The sequence below is a fragment of the Enterococcus termitis genome (genome assembly GCF_001730305.1).
Classification (GTDB): Bacteria; Bacillota; Bacilli; order Lactobacillales; family Enterococcaceae; genus Enterococcus_L; species Enterococcus_L termitis.
Map to the genome: position 1 here is coordinate 278,372 of NZ_MIJY01000043.1, position 16,277 is coordinate 294,648.

A 16,277-nucleotide genomic window follows, 5' to 3' on the forward strand; every position below is an offset into this window, starting at 1 on the left:
TTTAGTCGGCTTCTTTTTTTTGGAAAAAAAATAAAGCAGGTACCTACATATTTTTGTTGACATTTAAAACAGGTACCTTTATAATTTGTTTTTGTAAGGTACCTGTTTTAAATTCGAATAATAAATTAGAAAAATTGAATGTAGGAGATGATTAGATGATTGCTTGTTTATTTTTATTCTATGATTTTTGTAAATCTCATCGATTGACAGTGAAACAAAATATTACCGTTTGTGCCTAAATAGAAAGTATAGAAGAAAAGAGGAAAAAGGATGACGAAAATAATAAAACGACTGCCAATAGTAACAACTACACTAGCAATCTTATTTTTGTTAGTGCAAACATTTGGCGATTTATATTTACCAACGTTGACAGCTGAATTGATCAATCAAGGTGTTGTTCCGAATGATCAAGGGGTTATTTGGCAAAAAGGTTTGATGATGCTTGGTTTTGCTGTCGTCAGTTTTGGCGGGGCATTGATCAATATTTATCTTTCAGCAAAAGTTGCTTATGCGCTAGGTGGAAATTTACGTGAAGCATTATTTAAGAAAATTACCTCATTTTCACAAAAAGAAGTGGATCGTTTCGGTTCATCTTCACTGATTACTCGTAATACCAATGATGTCACACAAGTGCAAAATTTAATTGAGATGGGATTAAAATTCTTGATTATTGCACCTCTTTATTTAGTTGGTGGTATCTATTTTGCGTATCGTTTAAGTCCTAGGTTAACATTGATCTTTATTTCAGTGACTCCACTTATTCTGATCGTAAGCTGGTTGATTTTCAGATATGCGAATCCATTATTTGAGAAGATGCAGCAAAAGATCGATCAGTTGAATTTGATTTTTAAAGAAGGGTTGACCGGGATCAAGGTCACTCATGCTTTTAATAAAGAAGAAGCAGAATATCAACGTTATGAAAAAGAAAACGAAGCATACACAAAATTAGCGATTCGTTCAAATACAGCTTTTAGTTTCTTGATGCCGTTCATTACTCTGACAATGAGTCTAGCAACGATTATGATTACTTGGCTGGGAGCGGGTTTGATCGATACAGGACAGATGGAAATCGGAACGATGATGGGCGTTGTTTCCTATGCAGCTCAAATTTTAATGGGGGTAGCTATTTTAACGATGGTGATTTCTTCGATTCCTCGGGGACAAATTTCTGTTAAACGAATCAACGAAGTATTAGACACGCAAAATGCTATTCAAGATGGGACCGATCAATTAACGCTTCCTCATAAAAAGACCAATACGATCACATTAGATCAGGTATCCTATAATTATGATGGCGCAGAGGAACAAGCCTTATCAGAGGTTTCACTTTCGGTAAAATCAGGAGAAACTCTAGCAATTATTGGCAGTACAGGCGCTGGGAAAACTACTTTGGTTAATCTACTTGATCGCTTATACGATCCTAGTCAAGGGGCTATTCGTTTCAATCAGCAAGCGATTCAGCAACTCTCTCAACATGAATGGCACGAACAAGTTAGTTTAGTTCCCCAAGTCAATCAGCTTTTCTTTGGCACGATTCGTGAGAATTTACGTATTGGTAATCAACAGGCAACAGATGACGAATTGTGGGCAGCGTTAGAGTTGGCTCAGGCTACGTCTTTCGTTCATGAGCAAGGTGGTTTAGATGGTGCAGTAGAAAAAAATGGCGGGAATTTTTCGGGTGGTCAAAAGCAGCGACTTTGTTTAGCTAGAGCATTTGTCAAACAAGCAGCGATCTATGTGTTTGATGATTCATTTTCCGCACTGGATTTTAAAACAGATGCAGCTATTCAAAAAAATATGAAAACACATTTAAATCAAGCGATCACTATCATTGTAGCGCAACGGATCAGCACCGTAAAAAATGCATCGAAGATCCTTGTGTTGAATGAAGGGAAAATGGTCGGACTAGGTACACATGATGAACTAGCGAATACTAATCCGGTTTACCAAGAAATTATTCTTTCACAAGTAGAAAAGGAGGCAGCCTAATGAGTAAAGGAGCACCTATGGGCAAAGGAATCAAAGCCAAACCTAAAGATTTAAAAGGAACAATGAAACGCTTATTAGGGTATATGAAAGCCAGTCGCTGGCTGATCCTATTAGTAGCTGTAGTAGCTATCGTTGGAACACTTTTTCAAGTGCTAAGCCCTAAAATATTAGGAAATGCAACTACACTGATTTTTGCCGGAGTCAATGCAAAAACAGGCATCGATTTTACGAAATTAGCGATGATTTTATTGACTGTTGCCTTGCTTTATATAGGCAAAGCCGTAGCAGATTTTGTGCAACAATGGTTGATGACGGTTGTTTCACAAAACACAACGAAAACAATGCGCAATGAACTAAAAGCAAAAATCAACGAACTACCGAGTGAATATTTTGATAAGCACTCAAATGGAAATTTAATGTCGATTGCGATCAATGATATGGATAATATTGCCACGATGCTTCAGCAAAGTTTAACACAATTACTTTCAAGTATTATTTTGGTTATTGGTGTGATCTGGTTGATGCTGACGATCAGCTGGAAATTGACTTTAGTAGCTGCCTTGATTATACCGTTTAGCTTGTTAGTGATGAAACTACTGACACCGAAAGCACAGGAAAATGTCAAGAAATATCTACAGGTACAAGGACATCTCAATGGACAAATCGAAGAAGCTTACAATGGGCATACAGTGATCAAAAGTTTTAACTATGAAGAGCGTTCCGCACAGCAATTTCATGCATTCAATCAAAAAATGTATGAAGCTGGCTGGAAATCAAAATTCTTTGGCGGTTCTATGATGCCAGCGATGATCTTTTTAAAAAATGTGGTTTATGTAGTTATTTGTACAGTGGGAGCAGTTGAAGTGGCGGCAGGAGCGATTCTTATTGGGAACTTACAAGCATTCTTACAGTATTCAAGTCAATTTTCGCAACCAGTCAGTCAACTTTCGCAAATCTGGAGCGGGATCTTATCAATCGTAGCTTCAGCAGAGCGTGTTTTTGAAGTTTTGGATGAAGAAGAAAGAAACGTTTATGAGCAAACATTTCCTAATACGCCGGAAGATTCCGCAAAAGTTCGCTTTGACCATGTTCAATTTGGTTATGGAGAAGAATTATTGATGAACGATTTTTCTTTAGCTGTTGCTCCACAAGAAACGATAGCGATCGTTGGGCATACAGGGGCTGGAAAAACAACCTTGGTTCATTTATTACAGCGTTTCTATGACATTTCAGGGGGAAGCATCAAAATCGACGGTATCGATAGTCGAAATCTTTCACATCAACAACTGCATCAAAAAATCGGAATGGTGTTACAAGAGACTTGGCTATTTTCAGGCACGATTTATGACAATATCAAATATGGTAAGCCGGATGCAACGAAAGAAGAGGTTTATGCTGCAGCAAAAGCGGCATTTGTCGATGATTTTGTAAGAAAACTACCTGATGGCTACGATACGATTTTGAACGAAGAAACGAATAATATTTCGCAAGGACAACGTCAGTTGATCACGATTGCCCGCGCGTTTTTAGCAAATCCAGAAATTTTGATTTTAGATGAAGCAACCTCTAATGTGGACACTCGGACAGAGATGTTGATCCAAAAAGCGATGAAGCAATTATTGGTTGGACGGACAAGCTTTGTGGTCGCTCATCGGTTGTCGACGATTTATGATGCAGATAAAATCGTTGTGATGGATCATGGAGATGTAGTGGAATCTGGTAATCACCAAGAACTGTTAGAAGCAGATGGTGTGTATTCAGATATTTATAACAGTCAGTTTTTAGCTGAAGCGGCTTGATCATAGATAGAAAATAGAGGAGTTATAGTAGATGCAACTAGCCAGTAAAAAATTAAGGATCGAATTATTCAGTGACGCGGTCATCGCCATCGTGATTACGATTGCCGCATTGGAGATCCCGATTCCTCATGATGGTGATTATGCTCAGTTTCTCGAAAGTCTACTAACGTTTGCTATCAGCTTTTTCATTGTAGCAGGCTATTGGAATGATCATCGGAAACTCTTTGAGCAGATTGAAAAAATCAATGAACCCTTCGTGATTAGAAATACCTGTTTTCTATTTTCTCTAGTGCTGATCCCAGTTTTTACTAGCTGGTCAATGGAAGCGGCAGATAAACAATTACCAATGTTGGCGTATGGCTTATTGCTAATGATCATAAATGGATCTTTCAGCAGTTTGTTTAGAGCGGGCATTTTACTTGGGATTGATACAAAAGAAGAGCAAGAACAACTAAAACAGCTATACCTTGTACGTGATCGAATCTATTATTTGGCTATTTCATTGGTGATGGGAATCGGCTGGTTTATTCCTCAGCTGGCTCTGGTATTATTCATAGGGATTCCAATTATCAGTTATTTTTTGAAAACGAATGTAGAAGAATCAGTTGGGCGAAAAGGGAAAAGAAGAAGGATTACTCAACACAACTAAAGCCTCTGGAACAAGACTAGAAATCAGTTTTGTTCCAGAGGCTTTAACTTTGAATAAACAGCGAGAAAACAAGCAACGTCTTCGAGAATATTTCTAATGCTCCGAGTGAAACAGTTTGGCCTTGTTTTTTTATTCTTTGATTCGTTTTACATCGATCACAGTGCCAGTAAAAGCATCCGCAGTAAATTCGTATTGAACCATCACGCCATCTTCTAAACGAGAAATCCCGCCATTATAAGTTTTTGAGTGAACGGCAAATTTTCGCAATGGTTTTTTCTCAAACTCGATCCAAGAGCCTTCGATCGGCCCTTCTTTTAAAAAGGCGTCCTTCACATTTTCTAAAACAAGATCAGCATCGAGTGTTCGTTTCTTTTGATACCATAGTGTAGAAGCAATCCCACTTATGATACCCAGACTCACGCCAATTGCTAAGCCGCCTTTAAAATAACTTAATTCATTTTCTTCATTCATGGGAATAACCTCCGAGTATAGTCAAAGTTTGTCGAAAAAAATCGACCTTTCTTCTATTTTAACACACTCCTGAGAAATATCGAAAAACAAAAAACGTGGGCAATTAAAAAATTTTGCGTTATAATTAATCGTGATATTAGATGAAAGGAGTATCTGCCGTTTCTGTTTGAAAATCATGTTATTTTTTACGGAAAAGAAAGGTTATCCTTGAAATTTGACGCAAGGTAGCTGGCAGATAATACGATAATGGAAGAAAAAACATTTCAACGAATCAAAGAGCTAACAGAACTACAAGGAACAAGCGGATTTGAAGATGATATTCGCTCGTACCTGAAAAAAAACATGGAACCGTTAGTAGATGAAATCCAATATGATGGGTTAGGCGGTATTTTTGGTCTAAAAAGAGCGAAGGAGCAAGATGCTCCACGTGTGATGGTTGCTGCTCACATGGACGAAGTTGGGTTTATGCTGACACAAATCAAAGATAACGGATTATTCCAAGTGGTTCCTTTAGGCGGCTGGAATCCGTATGTTGTTTCAGCACAGCGTTTTACTTTGAAAACAAGCAAAGGAAACTATCCATGTATTTCTTCGTCTATTCCACCGCATTTATTACGTGGAACAAGTGGTCAAAAACAATTGGAAGTGACAGATGTTTTATTCGATGCAGGGTTTGAATCAAAAGAAGAGGCCGAAAGTTTTGGTGTTCGTCCAGGTGATTCGATCGTGCCTCAAACAGAAACGATCAAAACAGCCAATGGCAAAAACATCATCAGTAAAGCGTGGGATAATCGCTATGGGTGTACATTAGTGTTAGAAGCGCTGGAAGCATTGCAAAATGAACAGTTAGGCCATACTTTGATTGCGGGTGCTAACGTTCAAGAAGAAGTCGGCTTACGTGGTTCAAAACCGTCTGTTCATAAATTCAATCCAGATTTATTCTTTGCAGTAGACTGCTCTGCAGCGGATGATCTACAAACGAAAAAAGGCACATACGGACATCTTGGCGAAGGAACCTTATTGCGTATTTACGATCCAGGATTGATCACATTACCTCGTGTACGTGAGTATTTATTAGATACAGCAGCAACACACAATATTCCTTACCAATACTTTGTTTCTAAAGGCGGTACAGATGCGGGTGCTGCTCATACAACAAATAATGGTGTACCAAGTACAGTGATCGGTGTTTGCGGACGTTATATCCATACCCATCAAACGATGTTCAGTATCAAAGATTTTGAAGCTGCTCGAGAAATGTTGATTCAAGTCTTAAAAGGATTAGATAAAACAACAGTTGATACGATCATTTACGGAAAGTAGAGGGATAAAGATGATTATTCCAACATCTTATGAAGAGTTAGCAGGTTATGTAGATAAAGAAAAAAGTGTCTTTTTCTTCACCGCAGATTGGTGTGGCGATTGTCGCTTCATCAAACCTGTGATGCCTGAGATCGAAGCGGCGTTTCCAGATTTTCAGTTTATCGAAGTCGATCGCGATAAATATATCGATCTTGCAGCTGAATGGAACATTTTTGGTATTCCAAGCTTTGTTGTAACTGAAAACGGCAAGGAACTTGGACGCTTAGTCAATAAGGACCGCAAAACAAAAGAAGAAATCACCACATTTTTAAACAGTGTTCGTTAATAATTTCATCAACAATAGATCCAGTTTCAGAATCAAACGAAATTGATTAGGAGATGAGCAGAATGTTAACACAAACCTATAAAAATATTTTAGTGGGTGTCGATGGCAGTGATCAAGGAAATTTAGCTTTTGAACAGGCGATAGAAGTTGCCAGAAGAAACAATGGTCGTGTGATTGTTGCACATGTGATAGAAAATCAGATTTATACAATGATGGGCTATTCGTCACTGAATGATAACTTGTTAGATCATGAAACGGAAACGGCAAAAGAGCTGCTGGCAGATTGTGAAAACTATGCGAAAAGTGTTGAGTTCACTCAAGTAGAAACAGTGGTAACATATGGTTCGGCTAAAGATGTCATGTGTAATGACTTGCCGAAAAAATATGATGTCGATCTTATCATGGTGGGTCAATCAGGGTTGAATGCTGTCGAACGATTTATGGTCGGCAGTGTTAGCAGCTACATTATCCGAAACGCCCCTTGTGATGTGTTGATTGTTCGTCCAGATAAAAAGAAAAAGTAACTGGAAAAGCTAATAAAGTAGGTGAAGCAAAGCATAATCGTTTTGTTTCACTTATTTTTATGTGGAACAAAAGTAGCGTCAGTACAAGATTTTTGTTAAGATAGAACGAGTGAATAACAGCATATAGTATTCAGTTTATAAATCTAGGAGGAAAAAAATGATTTTTGCATATAATAAAGAACATGTCGGTGACGTGTTGATGGTTATCGTGGCAGATGATAAAGGACAAGAAAACGTTGTTGAACGTAAAGGAAATGTTGCTCGAATTAGTGCAGGTGAGCAAGTTGTTGCTTGGAATATCTTTGAGGCTTCTACTATTTTAGGAGAGCTTGCTGGTGTTGGACAAATCGAATTGACAGAGGACCAGTTTGCTAAATTGAATCAAGAACTTGCAAATGCAGGATTTTCTGAAACTTTAGCAGCAGATACAGAACCAAAAATCGTGGTCGGATTCGTAAAATCATGTAAGAAACATCCTGATTCAGATCATCTATCAATTACACAGACTGAAGTAGACAATGGCGAAGTGCTGCAAATCGTTTGTGGTGCGCCGAATATCAAAGCAGGACAAAAAGTCGTTGTAGCTAAGCCAGGTGCTATGATGCCAGATGGTTTGATGATTTGGCCAGGTGTTCTACGAGGCGTAGAAAGCTTTGGCATGATATGTTCAGCAAGTGAACTACGTTTGGCGGATGCACCAGCGAAAAAAGGAATTTTAGAGTTACCATTTGATGCAGTCGTTGGCGAAGCGTTTGCTGTAGGAAAATAAAAAAGTGAGTGGGACATAACTCGAAGAGTTATGTCCCACTCACTTTTAATCCGAATAAACGGTGGGAGCAGAAGCAATCCCTTCGGAAATAAGCTGAAATTCACAAAAATTTGAAGAACAATTTTCGTGAATTCCTTCTTATTTCTCGGGATTAAACACTTCTGTCCCATCCTCTTTTTATGCTATTCGTTTGTTTGAGCATTTGTTTTTAATGCTGATTGATCAATGGTTAATTCAACATCAACACTTTGCTCTTTGCCGTCTCGATAGAAGGTAACCTTCATTTTATCGCCGACTTTTTTCTTATATAGCGCACTTTGTAGATCTGTCACAGAGTTGATGTCTTCATCATCGATTTTTGTGATAACATCGTATCTTTCAAGTCCTGCTTTGTCAGCTGGAGTGGCAGTTTGAACACTGCGGACAAGGACACCTGTCTGAACGGATTCAGGTAAGTTCAAGATCTCTTTTCGTTGCTGCGTTGAAACATTTGTTAATTCTTCCATCGTAATACCTAATGCTGGACGAGTCACTTTGCCTTCTTTTTCAAGTTGATTGATAATATTTACCACATCGTTACTTGGAATCGCAAAGCCCATTCCTTCCACACTTACTTGGCTTTCAGATTGAACAATTTTAACCGAGTTGATTCCGATCACTTGACCTTCGATATTCACTAAAGGACCGCCAGAATTACCTGGATTGATTGCTGCGTCTGTTTGGATCGCGTTGATATTGATTGCTTGTCCGTTATTTTCATTTTGGATATTTCTGTTTACAGAGGAAATAATCCCTTGAGTTACTGAGTTAGCATAGGCTGAACCTAAAGGAGAGCCGATTGCCAATGCAGGTTCGCCGATTTTTAATTTGTCAGAGTTGCCAAATTCAGCGATTGAATCTACTTTCTCAGAAGAAATTTTAATGACAGCAAGGTCAGTATATGAATCTGTACCGACTAACTCACCTTCAACTTTTGTTCCATCATGTAAAACAACTTCTAATCCTTTGGCTTGATCAACTACGTGATTATTGGTAACAACGTAAGCCGTTTTGCCATCTTTTTTATAAATGACGCCGCTACCTTCACTCGCAGCTTCGAGATCACTGCCGTTCGATTCGTCATTATTTGATTCATTTCCATTTTGACCACCGAACAAGCTACCAAAATCAGAGTTTTGACTAGTGCTTTGTAAGTTGATAACTGATACGACAGAATTTTGCACCTTTTCTACCGCTTTCGTTACATCGCTATTGACATCTAAGCTGACATTTGTCACCTTGGTATCACCTTTGTTGTCTTTAACTGTACTTGTCGTTGTTGATGGGGTAGAGGAAGAATTTTGTCCCATGATAGCATAAGCGCCGCCAAAAGCTAACGCGCCACCAAGTAAACCTCCGACTAAACCAATCCCAAATTTTTTGAATAGCCCATTTTGTTTTTTATCTGAATCAGGTGTAACATCTTTTCTTTGCATATAAGTAACCTCCCAATTATCTGTCATTATTTATTATAGTTAGTATAGTCTTCCAAGACAACTTTAGTCTACAGAATAGCTTTGAATTTTTTATGAACAAGATAGGGAGAAAAACAGATATAAACGATGAAAAAATGTTTTTGGTCCAACTTATACACAAGAAAATGTGAAAAACTACCGCATAAATAGAGGAAAACTCCTTTGAAAAAGTTATCCACAGAATGTGGATAATGTGGATAAAAGAATGGGAATATGTGTTTGTATTAAAAAATACCATAAAATAAGGGCTAAATAGCGATCGTTCTGTGGATAAGTCTGTGCATATGTGCATAACTTTGTGGGAAAGTAGCTGGAAGAGAAAAATCATTCATGATAAAATTGTTAACAACTAAGAAAATTCATAGAGGAAGAGACGTGAAATTGTTGAAAATAAAAATCATCACTGTAGGGAAGCTGAAAGAAAAATATTTGGTTCAGGGAATCAATGAATATTTAAAACGCCTGCAAAGTTACGCAAAAATTGAAATTATAGAAGTCGCTGATGAAAAAGCACCAGAAAATTTAAGTGAAGCAGAAATGCTTCAGGTGAAGAACAAAGAGGGAGAAAGAATCTTAGCAAAAATTTCCGATCAGGATCATGTTTTTGTATTGGCAATCAATGGGAAACAATTTAGTAGTGAGGAATTCTCAAAAGAGATTGAACAGCTAGGCATTAACGGGAAGAGTCAGCTGGCTTTTGTGATTGGCGGCTCACTTGGGTTGAGTGATGAAGTGATGAAGAGAAGCCAAAAGCAAATGTCCTTTGGGAAATTGACTTATCCACATCAGCTGATGCGGTTGGTATTGGTGGAACAGATTTATCGCGGGTTTCGGATTATGCGGGGGGAACCGTATCATAAGTAGGGGGATTTTTTTATAAAGATAGCGTGATATCAAGGGTTCAATGATAAGAATCACAAGGGATGTGATATGGGAGTTCTTGTTGAGCTGAAGAGCTTAATCCAGATATACTAAATTAGGAAAAGGAGACTTGTATGAAACTTAAAAATAAGATTGATTGTCATAATCCAGAAGAATTAAAACGCGTACTCGAACTAGATTCTTTAAAACGAAATAAGCATTTGAATAACATAATGAGAATATTCAATGATTTAGAATCTTCTGTTACTTTGAGTTTAGATGGTGGTTGGGGGACAGGAAAGTCGGTTTTTGCCAAAAAATTGGAATATCTATCAAATGAGTCACAAAATGAACAAGAAAATGAATTTCCACAAGTCGATGCCAGTGTTTTGAATGATTTCAGAACTCAGTTTGATATTTATTATTTTAATTCATGGGAATATGATATGTATGAAAAACCATTAGAAATATTTTTGTACGATTTAATTAAACATCGAAAAAGAATTATGGATAGACAAGATAAAAATGTTGATCGGCTAGATAAAGTAATAAAAAAGGGAATTCTCCCAGTTGCCAATTCCACTCTCAAACTTTTAAGTGGGGGGACAGTAGATTTTGATGATTTATCTAGTGGGGAAACGAAAGATGAAAAACTACTTAAGTCAGCAACATATGTTGATGATTTAAAAGAGCGAATTAATGAAGTACTAGAAATTTTGACTGAAGAGAAGAAGATAGTCATTATTATCGATGAATTAGATCGTTGTAAACCAACTTTTGCAGTTGAATTGTTGGAAATTATAAAGCATTATTTTTCCTATGAAAAAATCTCCTATATTATCTGTAGCAATAAAAATCAACTTTCTCATACTGTAAAGAAATATTACGGATCTGATTTTAATGGATTCGGATATTTAGATAGGTTTATTGATTTGGAATATAATCTTCCAATTCCCGATACAAAAGAGTATTTAAATCAGGTGCTAAATGTAAGTAATGCATCAAAATTTCCTTACAACGAGCTTGTTAAAGTAAATTGTTCGTATTTTGATCTTTCTTTAAGGGAAATCAATAAATATGTTTTTATTTCGGAAATAATAATCAATAGATTTAAAAGAAAAGATTCGAGAGCAAGTAAAAATTTTGATTTGTTCTACAATTTGATTTTTCCACTATACTGCTTTGGATTGAAATTGACTCATCCTAATAATTATAAGAATTTTCTAGAAAATTCTGGTGTAGATGAACTTGAGGGATATATTGATGAAAATAAAGATTATTTTGAAAGAATATTGGATTTGAATACTCCAGAAAGTGAAGGGTATTTACCTGATAAAAAGTCAATATTGTTAACTAAAAAATATTATAGTGACTTATTTAGCACAAGAGATATGGAACCACTTGAAAATCTGAAAGAAGCATTATCGCTATTCAATTAGATAAAGTACCTTAATAATGATATCAAAGTATTTCAGACTGTAGATAACACCTTTTCTAAGAATTTATCTACAGTCTGATTTTAAAAATTTATGGAGACTAATCGTTCTTCTCTTCAAGTGTTAGGAAAGGAGAATAAAGAACAAGGGGTGCATCGTAATACGTGTTTCTCCGTTGAAAGAGTAGTATTCGAGAAGTCTGTTTAGGCATATCGAATTCCCCTTTCTTTATCTTTACAAACTGCTTTTCTGTAATGCATAGCAGTTTAACATATTCAGAATATGATAATTCCATATTAGTTTGTATATTAAAAGTTTTAGCGAAATGTTATAACTTCATTCAAATGATCTGTAAATACTCTTTTATAAAGTAATTTTTTTAATGAAAGGACAAAATATGAAATCTTCAAAAACAAAGCTACTTGTTATTATTATATTTTTGGCTGTTTTAACTATAATACCTATAATTGTAAATTACATACCTTCAATAAAACTATATTTTGTTGAAAACAAAGAATACTTTAAGACTATTGTAGCCCCAATTTTTACAAGTATTGCAATTTTAAGTACATGGCTACTTTCAGACTATCAAAATAAACGTGATGAAAATCTGCGATATATTATAAGCTTGAAAGATAATAGACCTGTATTTAGTTTTTTAGATACGTTTCAAACTATTCTTGTTTCAACAGCAAATAATCAAAATGCCTATTTGACAAATTTTTATTTGGTTGGCATAGACGAGAATAACAAACTATATAGTATTTATAATAATTCTTATCGTTTTGTAAGCCAAATTAAGATAGACAACATTCTTTATGATCGTTTTCTAATTGATTATAAAACGGGTAAAAATGAACACTATATTTGTTTGTATCAAAATGGAAAATTTGAGTATTACAATATTTCTAAAAAACAGATAATTGAAGAAAAAATAGTATCTGATTACTTAGATAGAAAAGGTAGTTTCCCTATTTTAAATAATTATTTTTATAATGACTACGATGTACTTGTTACTTCCTTTAAAGAAATTGTGAAGAATATAAAGAGCGAGAAAATTAATTATGCATGTTTTCTATTACTAAATTTTATTAGGATATACAAAGAGGATTTAGAATTAGAGTTCATAAAAAGACAACTTAAATTGATTTCTTATATAATTATGGAGAACTATAAGGAGTGTAGAATAATTTGTAAGGCGGATCATATCAAATATTTAAAGGGAAATCTTTCTCCAAGTAAAAATGCTAGTTTTAATCAATACTTTATAAAAAAAATTCATCAATCACAACAGTTAGATTATACTTTTTTTATTGAATATCTAGACAAAGTAATTAAAAATTTAGATGATTCAAATGAACCAATTTTTGACGATTTCATTTTACGAAATGTCGAATTTTATTTAAATGACTATACAGATCAATTTTCGTTAAATTATAAAGAGAAAATCCATTTTACCGATTTTGAAGATGCACTCAAAGTAAAATAGTTGTATGCATATGAGAATGCCTTAATGATTCTTCTAAAAATGACCATTGCCATTAGGTAAAAAATATTAGTGACAAATGTTAGTATCAAGATTTGAATTATATATTATATCCATGAAGACCAATCATCATTAGTCGGTGATTGGTCTATTTTTGTACTTTAAAGGAGGGAAGGAGATGTTTAAGTCAAAAGAAAATCGCTATATCGCGAGAGGAGTGAAAGAACAAGTACCCAAAGAAACTCAGTTGTATTGCTGGCAATTGATTGATAAAAAGGTAGAAGAAGCAGAAATAAATTTGGACTACTTACAAATCTTTGAGCTAAATCCAGATAATCAACGCCAAGCAATTGAAGTGATTCATCGACAAGAAGAACCATTTTTCATTGATTATCATACCTACACCATAAAGGGAAAGATGCTTGATTTCCAAATTAAAAAGTTATGGGTGATAGATGATCGTAGTCATCAAACTATGTTATTACCAGAAGATTATTAACTGCATTTTTCTAAGAACCAACTACAACAATTATAAAGGAGAAAAATATGAAAACAAATCAACCAAGAAAACGTGTGTCTATTGTTAGTCTTGAACTGGTGAAAGACGCCTCAACTTTTTACGCCGCTAGAACCTGTACTAGCCCTCAAGCTGTCTATGAGTTGTTCGCTCCGTTTGTTGAAACGAAAGCTAGAGAACATTTGGTTGTCGTGGGTCTAAATGTAAAAAATAAGATTTCACTATCCAAAAATGTATCCTAAAATAAAACAGGATACATTTTTGGATTAGCTAAATATACATTCAGCTACAGTTAGGATAAATACACTATTTGAAATGAAATCATTAAAGGATTCATTGAGTTAAAATTCTTCAAAAAATTTACAAGTTCTATTTTATTAAGGCACTTCTTAAAATACAAAGTTATTTTTTTAAGAAAAAAACTATTTTTGTATAGTAAATTAAAAATACGATATAACAAATCGTTAAAATTGAAACCGCAACTAAATTACGCTGGAGAGAACTCTCTAATGTTACAGAAGCAAAAATGTTAAACAGGGAATGAAAGGCAATTACAAGATAAATAGATTTTAAAGAATAATATAAAATGGCGAATATCGCACCCAATAATAAAGCATTAACGATTTGTAAAAATACTAATAATGGAGCTGTTTCTGGATTTAATCCACTAGCGATATGAAGCAAACCAAATACAATACTTGAAAATAGAAGATAAACTTTAGGCTGCTCATCTTTTAAGAAGTAGAAAAATATAGCTCTAAATAGAGATTCTTCAACGAAGCCTACTAAAATCATTTGAATGATAATCAACAATAGGGTCAAAAAAGGCAGTGAAAAATTTATTCCTAAAGTGATAGGTTGAATCAGAATGATTAAAGCAATAAAACCAAAGACAGATTTGCTAATTGAGGTCTTTTCAAAGCCAAATTGTTTCAATGTAGAATCCTTTTTTTTCATATAGAAGAAAAGTAGAATGGCTAAAGATAAAAATGCTGCTATTTGAAACATAATAATACCATTATCATCCATTTTTAAAAATATACTAGTAGCAGAAAACAGACTGATGATTATTGTCAAACCTAGTGAAAGGCCAAGCAATTTAAAATATATTTTATTCATGTTTATTCCTCCAAAATTCGTTTTTTCAAATATATCATGGTAATTGAAAGAATAAACTATTATAATTCCTGTATACAGGAATTAATGAAATGGAGAAAAAATGTACGGAGAAATAATAAAGAAAATTCGAAAAGACAAAGGATATACCCAAAAAGAAGTATACACGGGAGTTGTTTCTAAAACCTTTTATAGTGATTTTGAGGCTGGGAAGTATTCAGTTGAAATTGTGAAATTTCAAGAATTGATTAACAATTTAGGGATTTCTTATGAGGAATTTGAGTACTTTAGAAATCAAAATACGATGAATGAAGAGAAGTCCTTAGAGAATCAAATTGATGTGTTATACAAGAATGGAAAATTTGAAGAATTGTATGAGCTTTATGAACGATATCATAAGCATCAAAATACGGAAATGAGGTACTTGGCAATGAATGCCTATCTTCTGGTATTAATTACAAACACAAACTTTTACAAATTTTCTCGAGAACCATTTAATGAAATTTTATCTGAATTAGAGAATGCGAAAATGTGGACATTAAAAGAAATTAAATTAAGCAAATTAATTTTACTATCGATTTCTGAAAATGATAAGGATGAAGCAGAACAGCTCTATGAACGTATTTTATCTGAATTAAAAAAATATAAAGAATTCAATGATAAATTGTATTATGAAGAAGTAGGTGATTTACATTTTAATAGGATTCAAAGCTTATTGATGATTAATGACATTGAGAGAGCCAAAGAAACTCTGTCTGTTTATAATGAGCTCATTAACCCGTCAGATAATTTACATTTGCTTATTCAATTGAAGTTTATTAATAATTTGGTCGATCTTTATTTAGATTTCTCTAGCGCGCAATCAAAGATGAACGCATTATTTGATACACTGAATTCGATTCTCTCATCAGAATCAAAGTTCTATACTATTATTTTTCAGATCCATCAGGAAAAGGCTAGAAATTATTATGAGAGATATAGATAAATACGATTTGAAAATTTTTTTGATATTTAAGAGAGTAATACAATCACTTCCGATACGCAGAACCGTATCATAAATAGGGATATTTTTGGTCTATTTGAATTGTTTAAAAGAAGCATTTACTATTCTTTTTCTTGATAGAGTATAGGGGGACTAGTGACAAAACAAGCAGATAATAAATTATAGAATGAGGGGATTCATCTAGACCTTATTCTAATAAAACAAAGTTTACTTATAGTGATACTTTATTTTATTTCTTGTGATTCAATCAATAAGTCATACTAAAAGGGCACTTATTTTGAGGCTCTTTTTTTAAACCCAAAAAATTAAAACTAAATTAGTCAATAGTTATTAACTTTTTTACTAAATAGCCTGTATTTTTAGACTATATTCCGTTAAACTGTACTTATTGAAAAAATAGTAAAAGGGGTCGATTCTTTTATGAGTCATATAGCTTCAGATATAGGAGCTGCTACAGGTGCGGTATCTGGTATTAAATCCGTATCTGTCAACAAA

16 protein-coding genes and 1 pseudogene are annotated in these 16,277 nt (G+C 34.4%); 13 read left to right on the plus strand and 4 right to left on the minus strand.

Annotated features, from left to right (window positions below; translation table 11 throughout):
- The first annotated feature begins 270 nt into the window (after positions 1-270).
- The 3 genes from BCR25_RS15375 to BCR25_RS15385 are packed head-to-tail and all read left to right on the plus strand — an operon-like array spanning position 271 to position 4,437.
- Positions 271-1,989, plus strand: a complete 1,719-nt coding sequence (locus tag BCR25_RS15375) for an ABC transporter ATP-binding protein (protein ID WP_069664465.1) — start codon at positions 271-273, stop codon at positions 1,987-1,989.
- Positions 1,989-3,788: an ABC transporter ATP-binding protein gene (locus BCR25_RS15380; protein WP_069664466.1), complete on the plus strand. Its 1,800-nt coding sequence runs from the start codon at positions 1,989-1,991 to the stop codon at positions 3,786-3,788. Before BCR25_RS15375 ends, BCR25_RS15380 begins: the two co-directional genes overlap by 1 nt.
- A 31-nt stretch (positions 3,789-3,819) precedes the next feature.
- On the plus strand, positions 3,820-4,437 hold the full coding sequence (locus tag BCR25_RS15385) for a TMEM175 family protein (protein ID WP_069664467.1): 618 nt from the start codon (positions 3,820-3,822) through the stop codon (positions 4,435-4,437).
- A gap of 129 nt (positions 4,438-4,566) precedes the next feature.
- Here the strand turns inward: BCR25_RS15385 and BCR25_RS15390 are convergent, their stop codons facing one another.
- The gene (locus BCR25_RS15390; RefSeq protein WP_069664468.1) at positions 4,567-4,908 is read right to left on the minus strand and encodes a PepSY domain-containing protein; all 342 of its coding nucleotides are present in this window, start codon (positions 4,906-4,908) and stop codon (positions 4,567-4,569) included.
- A gap of 246 nt (positions 4,909-5,154) precedes the next feature.
- On the opposite strand from BCR25_RS15390, the gene pepA reads away from it, so the two are divergent.
- From pepA to ytpR, 4 genes are all read left to right on the plus strand, one after another.
- The gene (pepA, locus tag BCR25_RS15395; RefSeq protein ID WP_069664469.1) at positions 5,155-6,231 is read left to right on the plus strand and encodes a glutamyl aminopeptidase; all 1,077 of its coding nucleotides are present in this window, start codon (positions 5,155-5,157) and stop codon (positions 6,229-6,231) included.
- A 10-nt stretch (positions 6,232-6,241) separates the two neighbouring features.
- A complete protein-coding gene (locus BCR25_RS15400; protein ID WP_069664470.1) occupies positions 6,242-6,556 on the plus strand; it encodes a thioredoxin family protein in 315 nt (104 codons plus the stop codon).
- A 62-nt stretch (positions 6,557-6,618) separates the two neighbouring features.
- Positions 6,619-7,080 (plus strand): universal stress protein, encoded by a 462-nt coding sequence (locus BCR25_RS15405; RefSeq protein WP_069664471.1) that lies wholly within the window; start codon positions 6,619-6,621, stop codon positions 7,078-7,080.
- 157 nt (positions 7,081-7,237) lie between these two features.
- Complete coding sequence (ytpR, locus tag BCR25_RS15410; RefSeq protein WP_069664472.1) at positions 7,238-7,849, plus strand: YtpR family tRNA-binding protein; 612 nt, start codon at positions 7,238-7,240, stop codon at positions 7,847-7,849.
- A gap of 47 nt (positions 7,850-7,896) precedes the next feature.
- Here ytpR and BCR25_RS20905 read toward each other — a convergent pair.
- A pseudogene (locus tag BCR25_RS20905) lies at positions 7,897-8,019 on the minus strand (DUF3788 family protein); the annotation flags it as partial.
- A 12-nt stretch (positions 8,020-8,031) separates the two neighbouring features.
- Positions 8,032-9,324, minus strand: a complete 1,293-nt coding sequence (locus BCR25_RS15415; RefSeq protein WP_069664473.1) for a S1C family serine protease — start codon at positions 9,322-9,324, stop codon at positions 8,032-8,034.
- Between the two features lie 423 nt (positions 9,325-9,747).
- Between BCR25_RS15415 and rlmH the strand changes: the two genes are divergently transcribed.
- The 5 genes from rlmH to BCR25_RS15440 all read left to right on the plus strand — a co-directional run bounded on the left by rlmH (position 9,748) and on the right by BCR25_RS15440 (position 13,905).
- Positions 9,748-10,227: a 23S rRNA (pseudouridine(1915)-N(3))-methyltransferase RlmH gene (gene rlmH / locus BCR25_RS15420; protein ID WP_069664503.1), complete on the plus strand. Its 480-nt coding sequence runs from the start codon at positions 9,748-9,750 to the stop codon at positions 10,225-10,227.
- A gap of 131 nt (positions 10,228-10,358) precedes the next feature.
- Complete coding sequence (locus BCR25_RS15425; RefSeq protein ID WP_069664474.1) at positions 10,359-11,663, plus strand: KAP family P-loop NTPase fold protein; 1,305 nt, start codon at positions 10,359-10,361, stop codon at positions 11,661-11,663.
- 394 nt (positions 11,664-12,057) lie between these two features.
- Positions 12,058-13,149: a hypothetical protein gene (locus BCR25_RS15430; protein ID WP_069664475.1), complete on the plus strand. Its 1,092-nt coding sequence runs from the start codon at positions 12,058-12,060 to the stop codon at positions 13,147-13,149.
- 175 nt (positions 13,150-13,324) lie between these two features.
- On the plus strand, positions 13,325-13,645 hold the full coding sequence (locus BCR25_RS15435) for a DUF960 family protein (protein ID WP_069664476.1): 321 nt from the start codon (positions 13,325-13,327) through the stop codon (positions 13,643-13,645).
- Between the two features lie 47 nt (positions 13,646-13,692).
- Positions 13,693-13,905, plus strand: coding sequence for an MPN domain-containing protein (locus BCR25_RS15440; RefSeq protein ID WP_069664477.1), 213 nt, complete (start codon positions 13,693-13,695; stop codon positions 13,903-13,905).
- 160 nt (positions 13,906-14,065) lie between these two features.
- On the opposite strand, the gene BCR25_RS15445 is transcribed toward BCR25_RS15440, so the two are convergent.
- Positions 14,066-14,782 carry a CPBP family intramembrane glutamic endopeptidase gene (locus BCR25_RS15445; RefSeq protein WP_069664478.1) on the minus strand — a complete coding sequence of 239 codons (717 nt, stop codon included), beginning with the start codon at positions 14,780-14,782 and terminating at the stop codon, positions 14,066-14,068.
- Positions 14,783-14,882: 100 nt separating this feature from the next.
- Here BCR25_RS15445 and BCR25_RS20020 point away from each other — a divergent pair, with 100 nt between their 5' ends.
- Positions 14,883-15,764, plus strand: a complete 882-nt coding sequence (locus tag BCR25_RS20020; protein ID WP_071879582.1) for a helix-turn-helix domain-containing protein — start codon at positions 14,883-14,885, stop codon at positions 15,762-15,764.
- Positions 15,765-16,277: the final 513 nt, after the last annotated feature.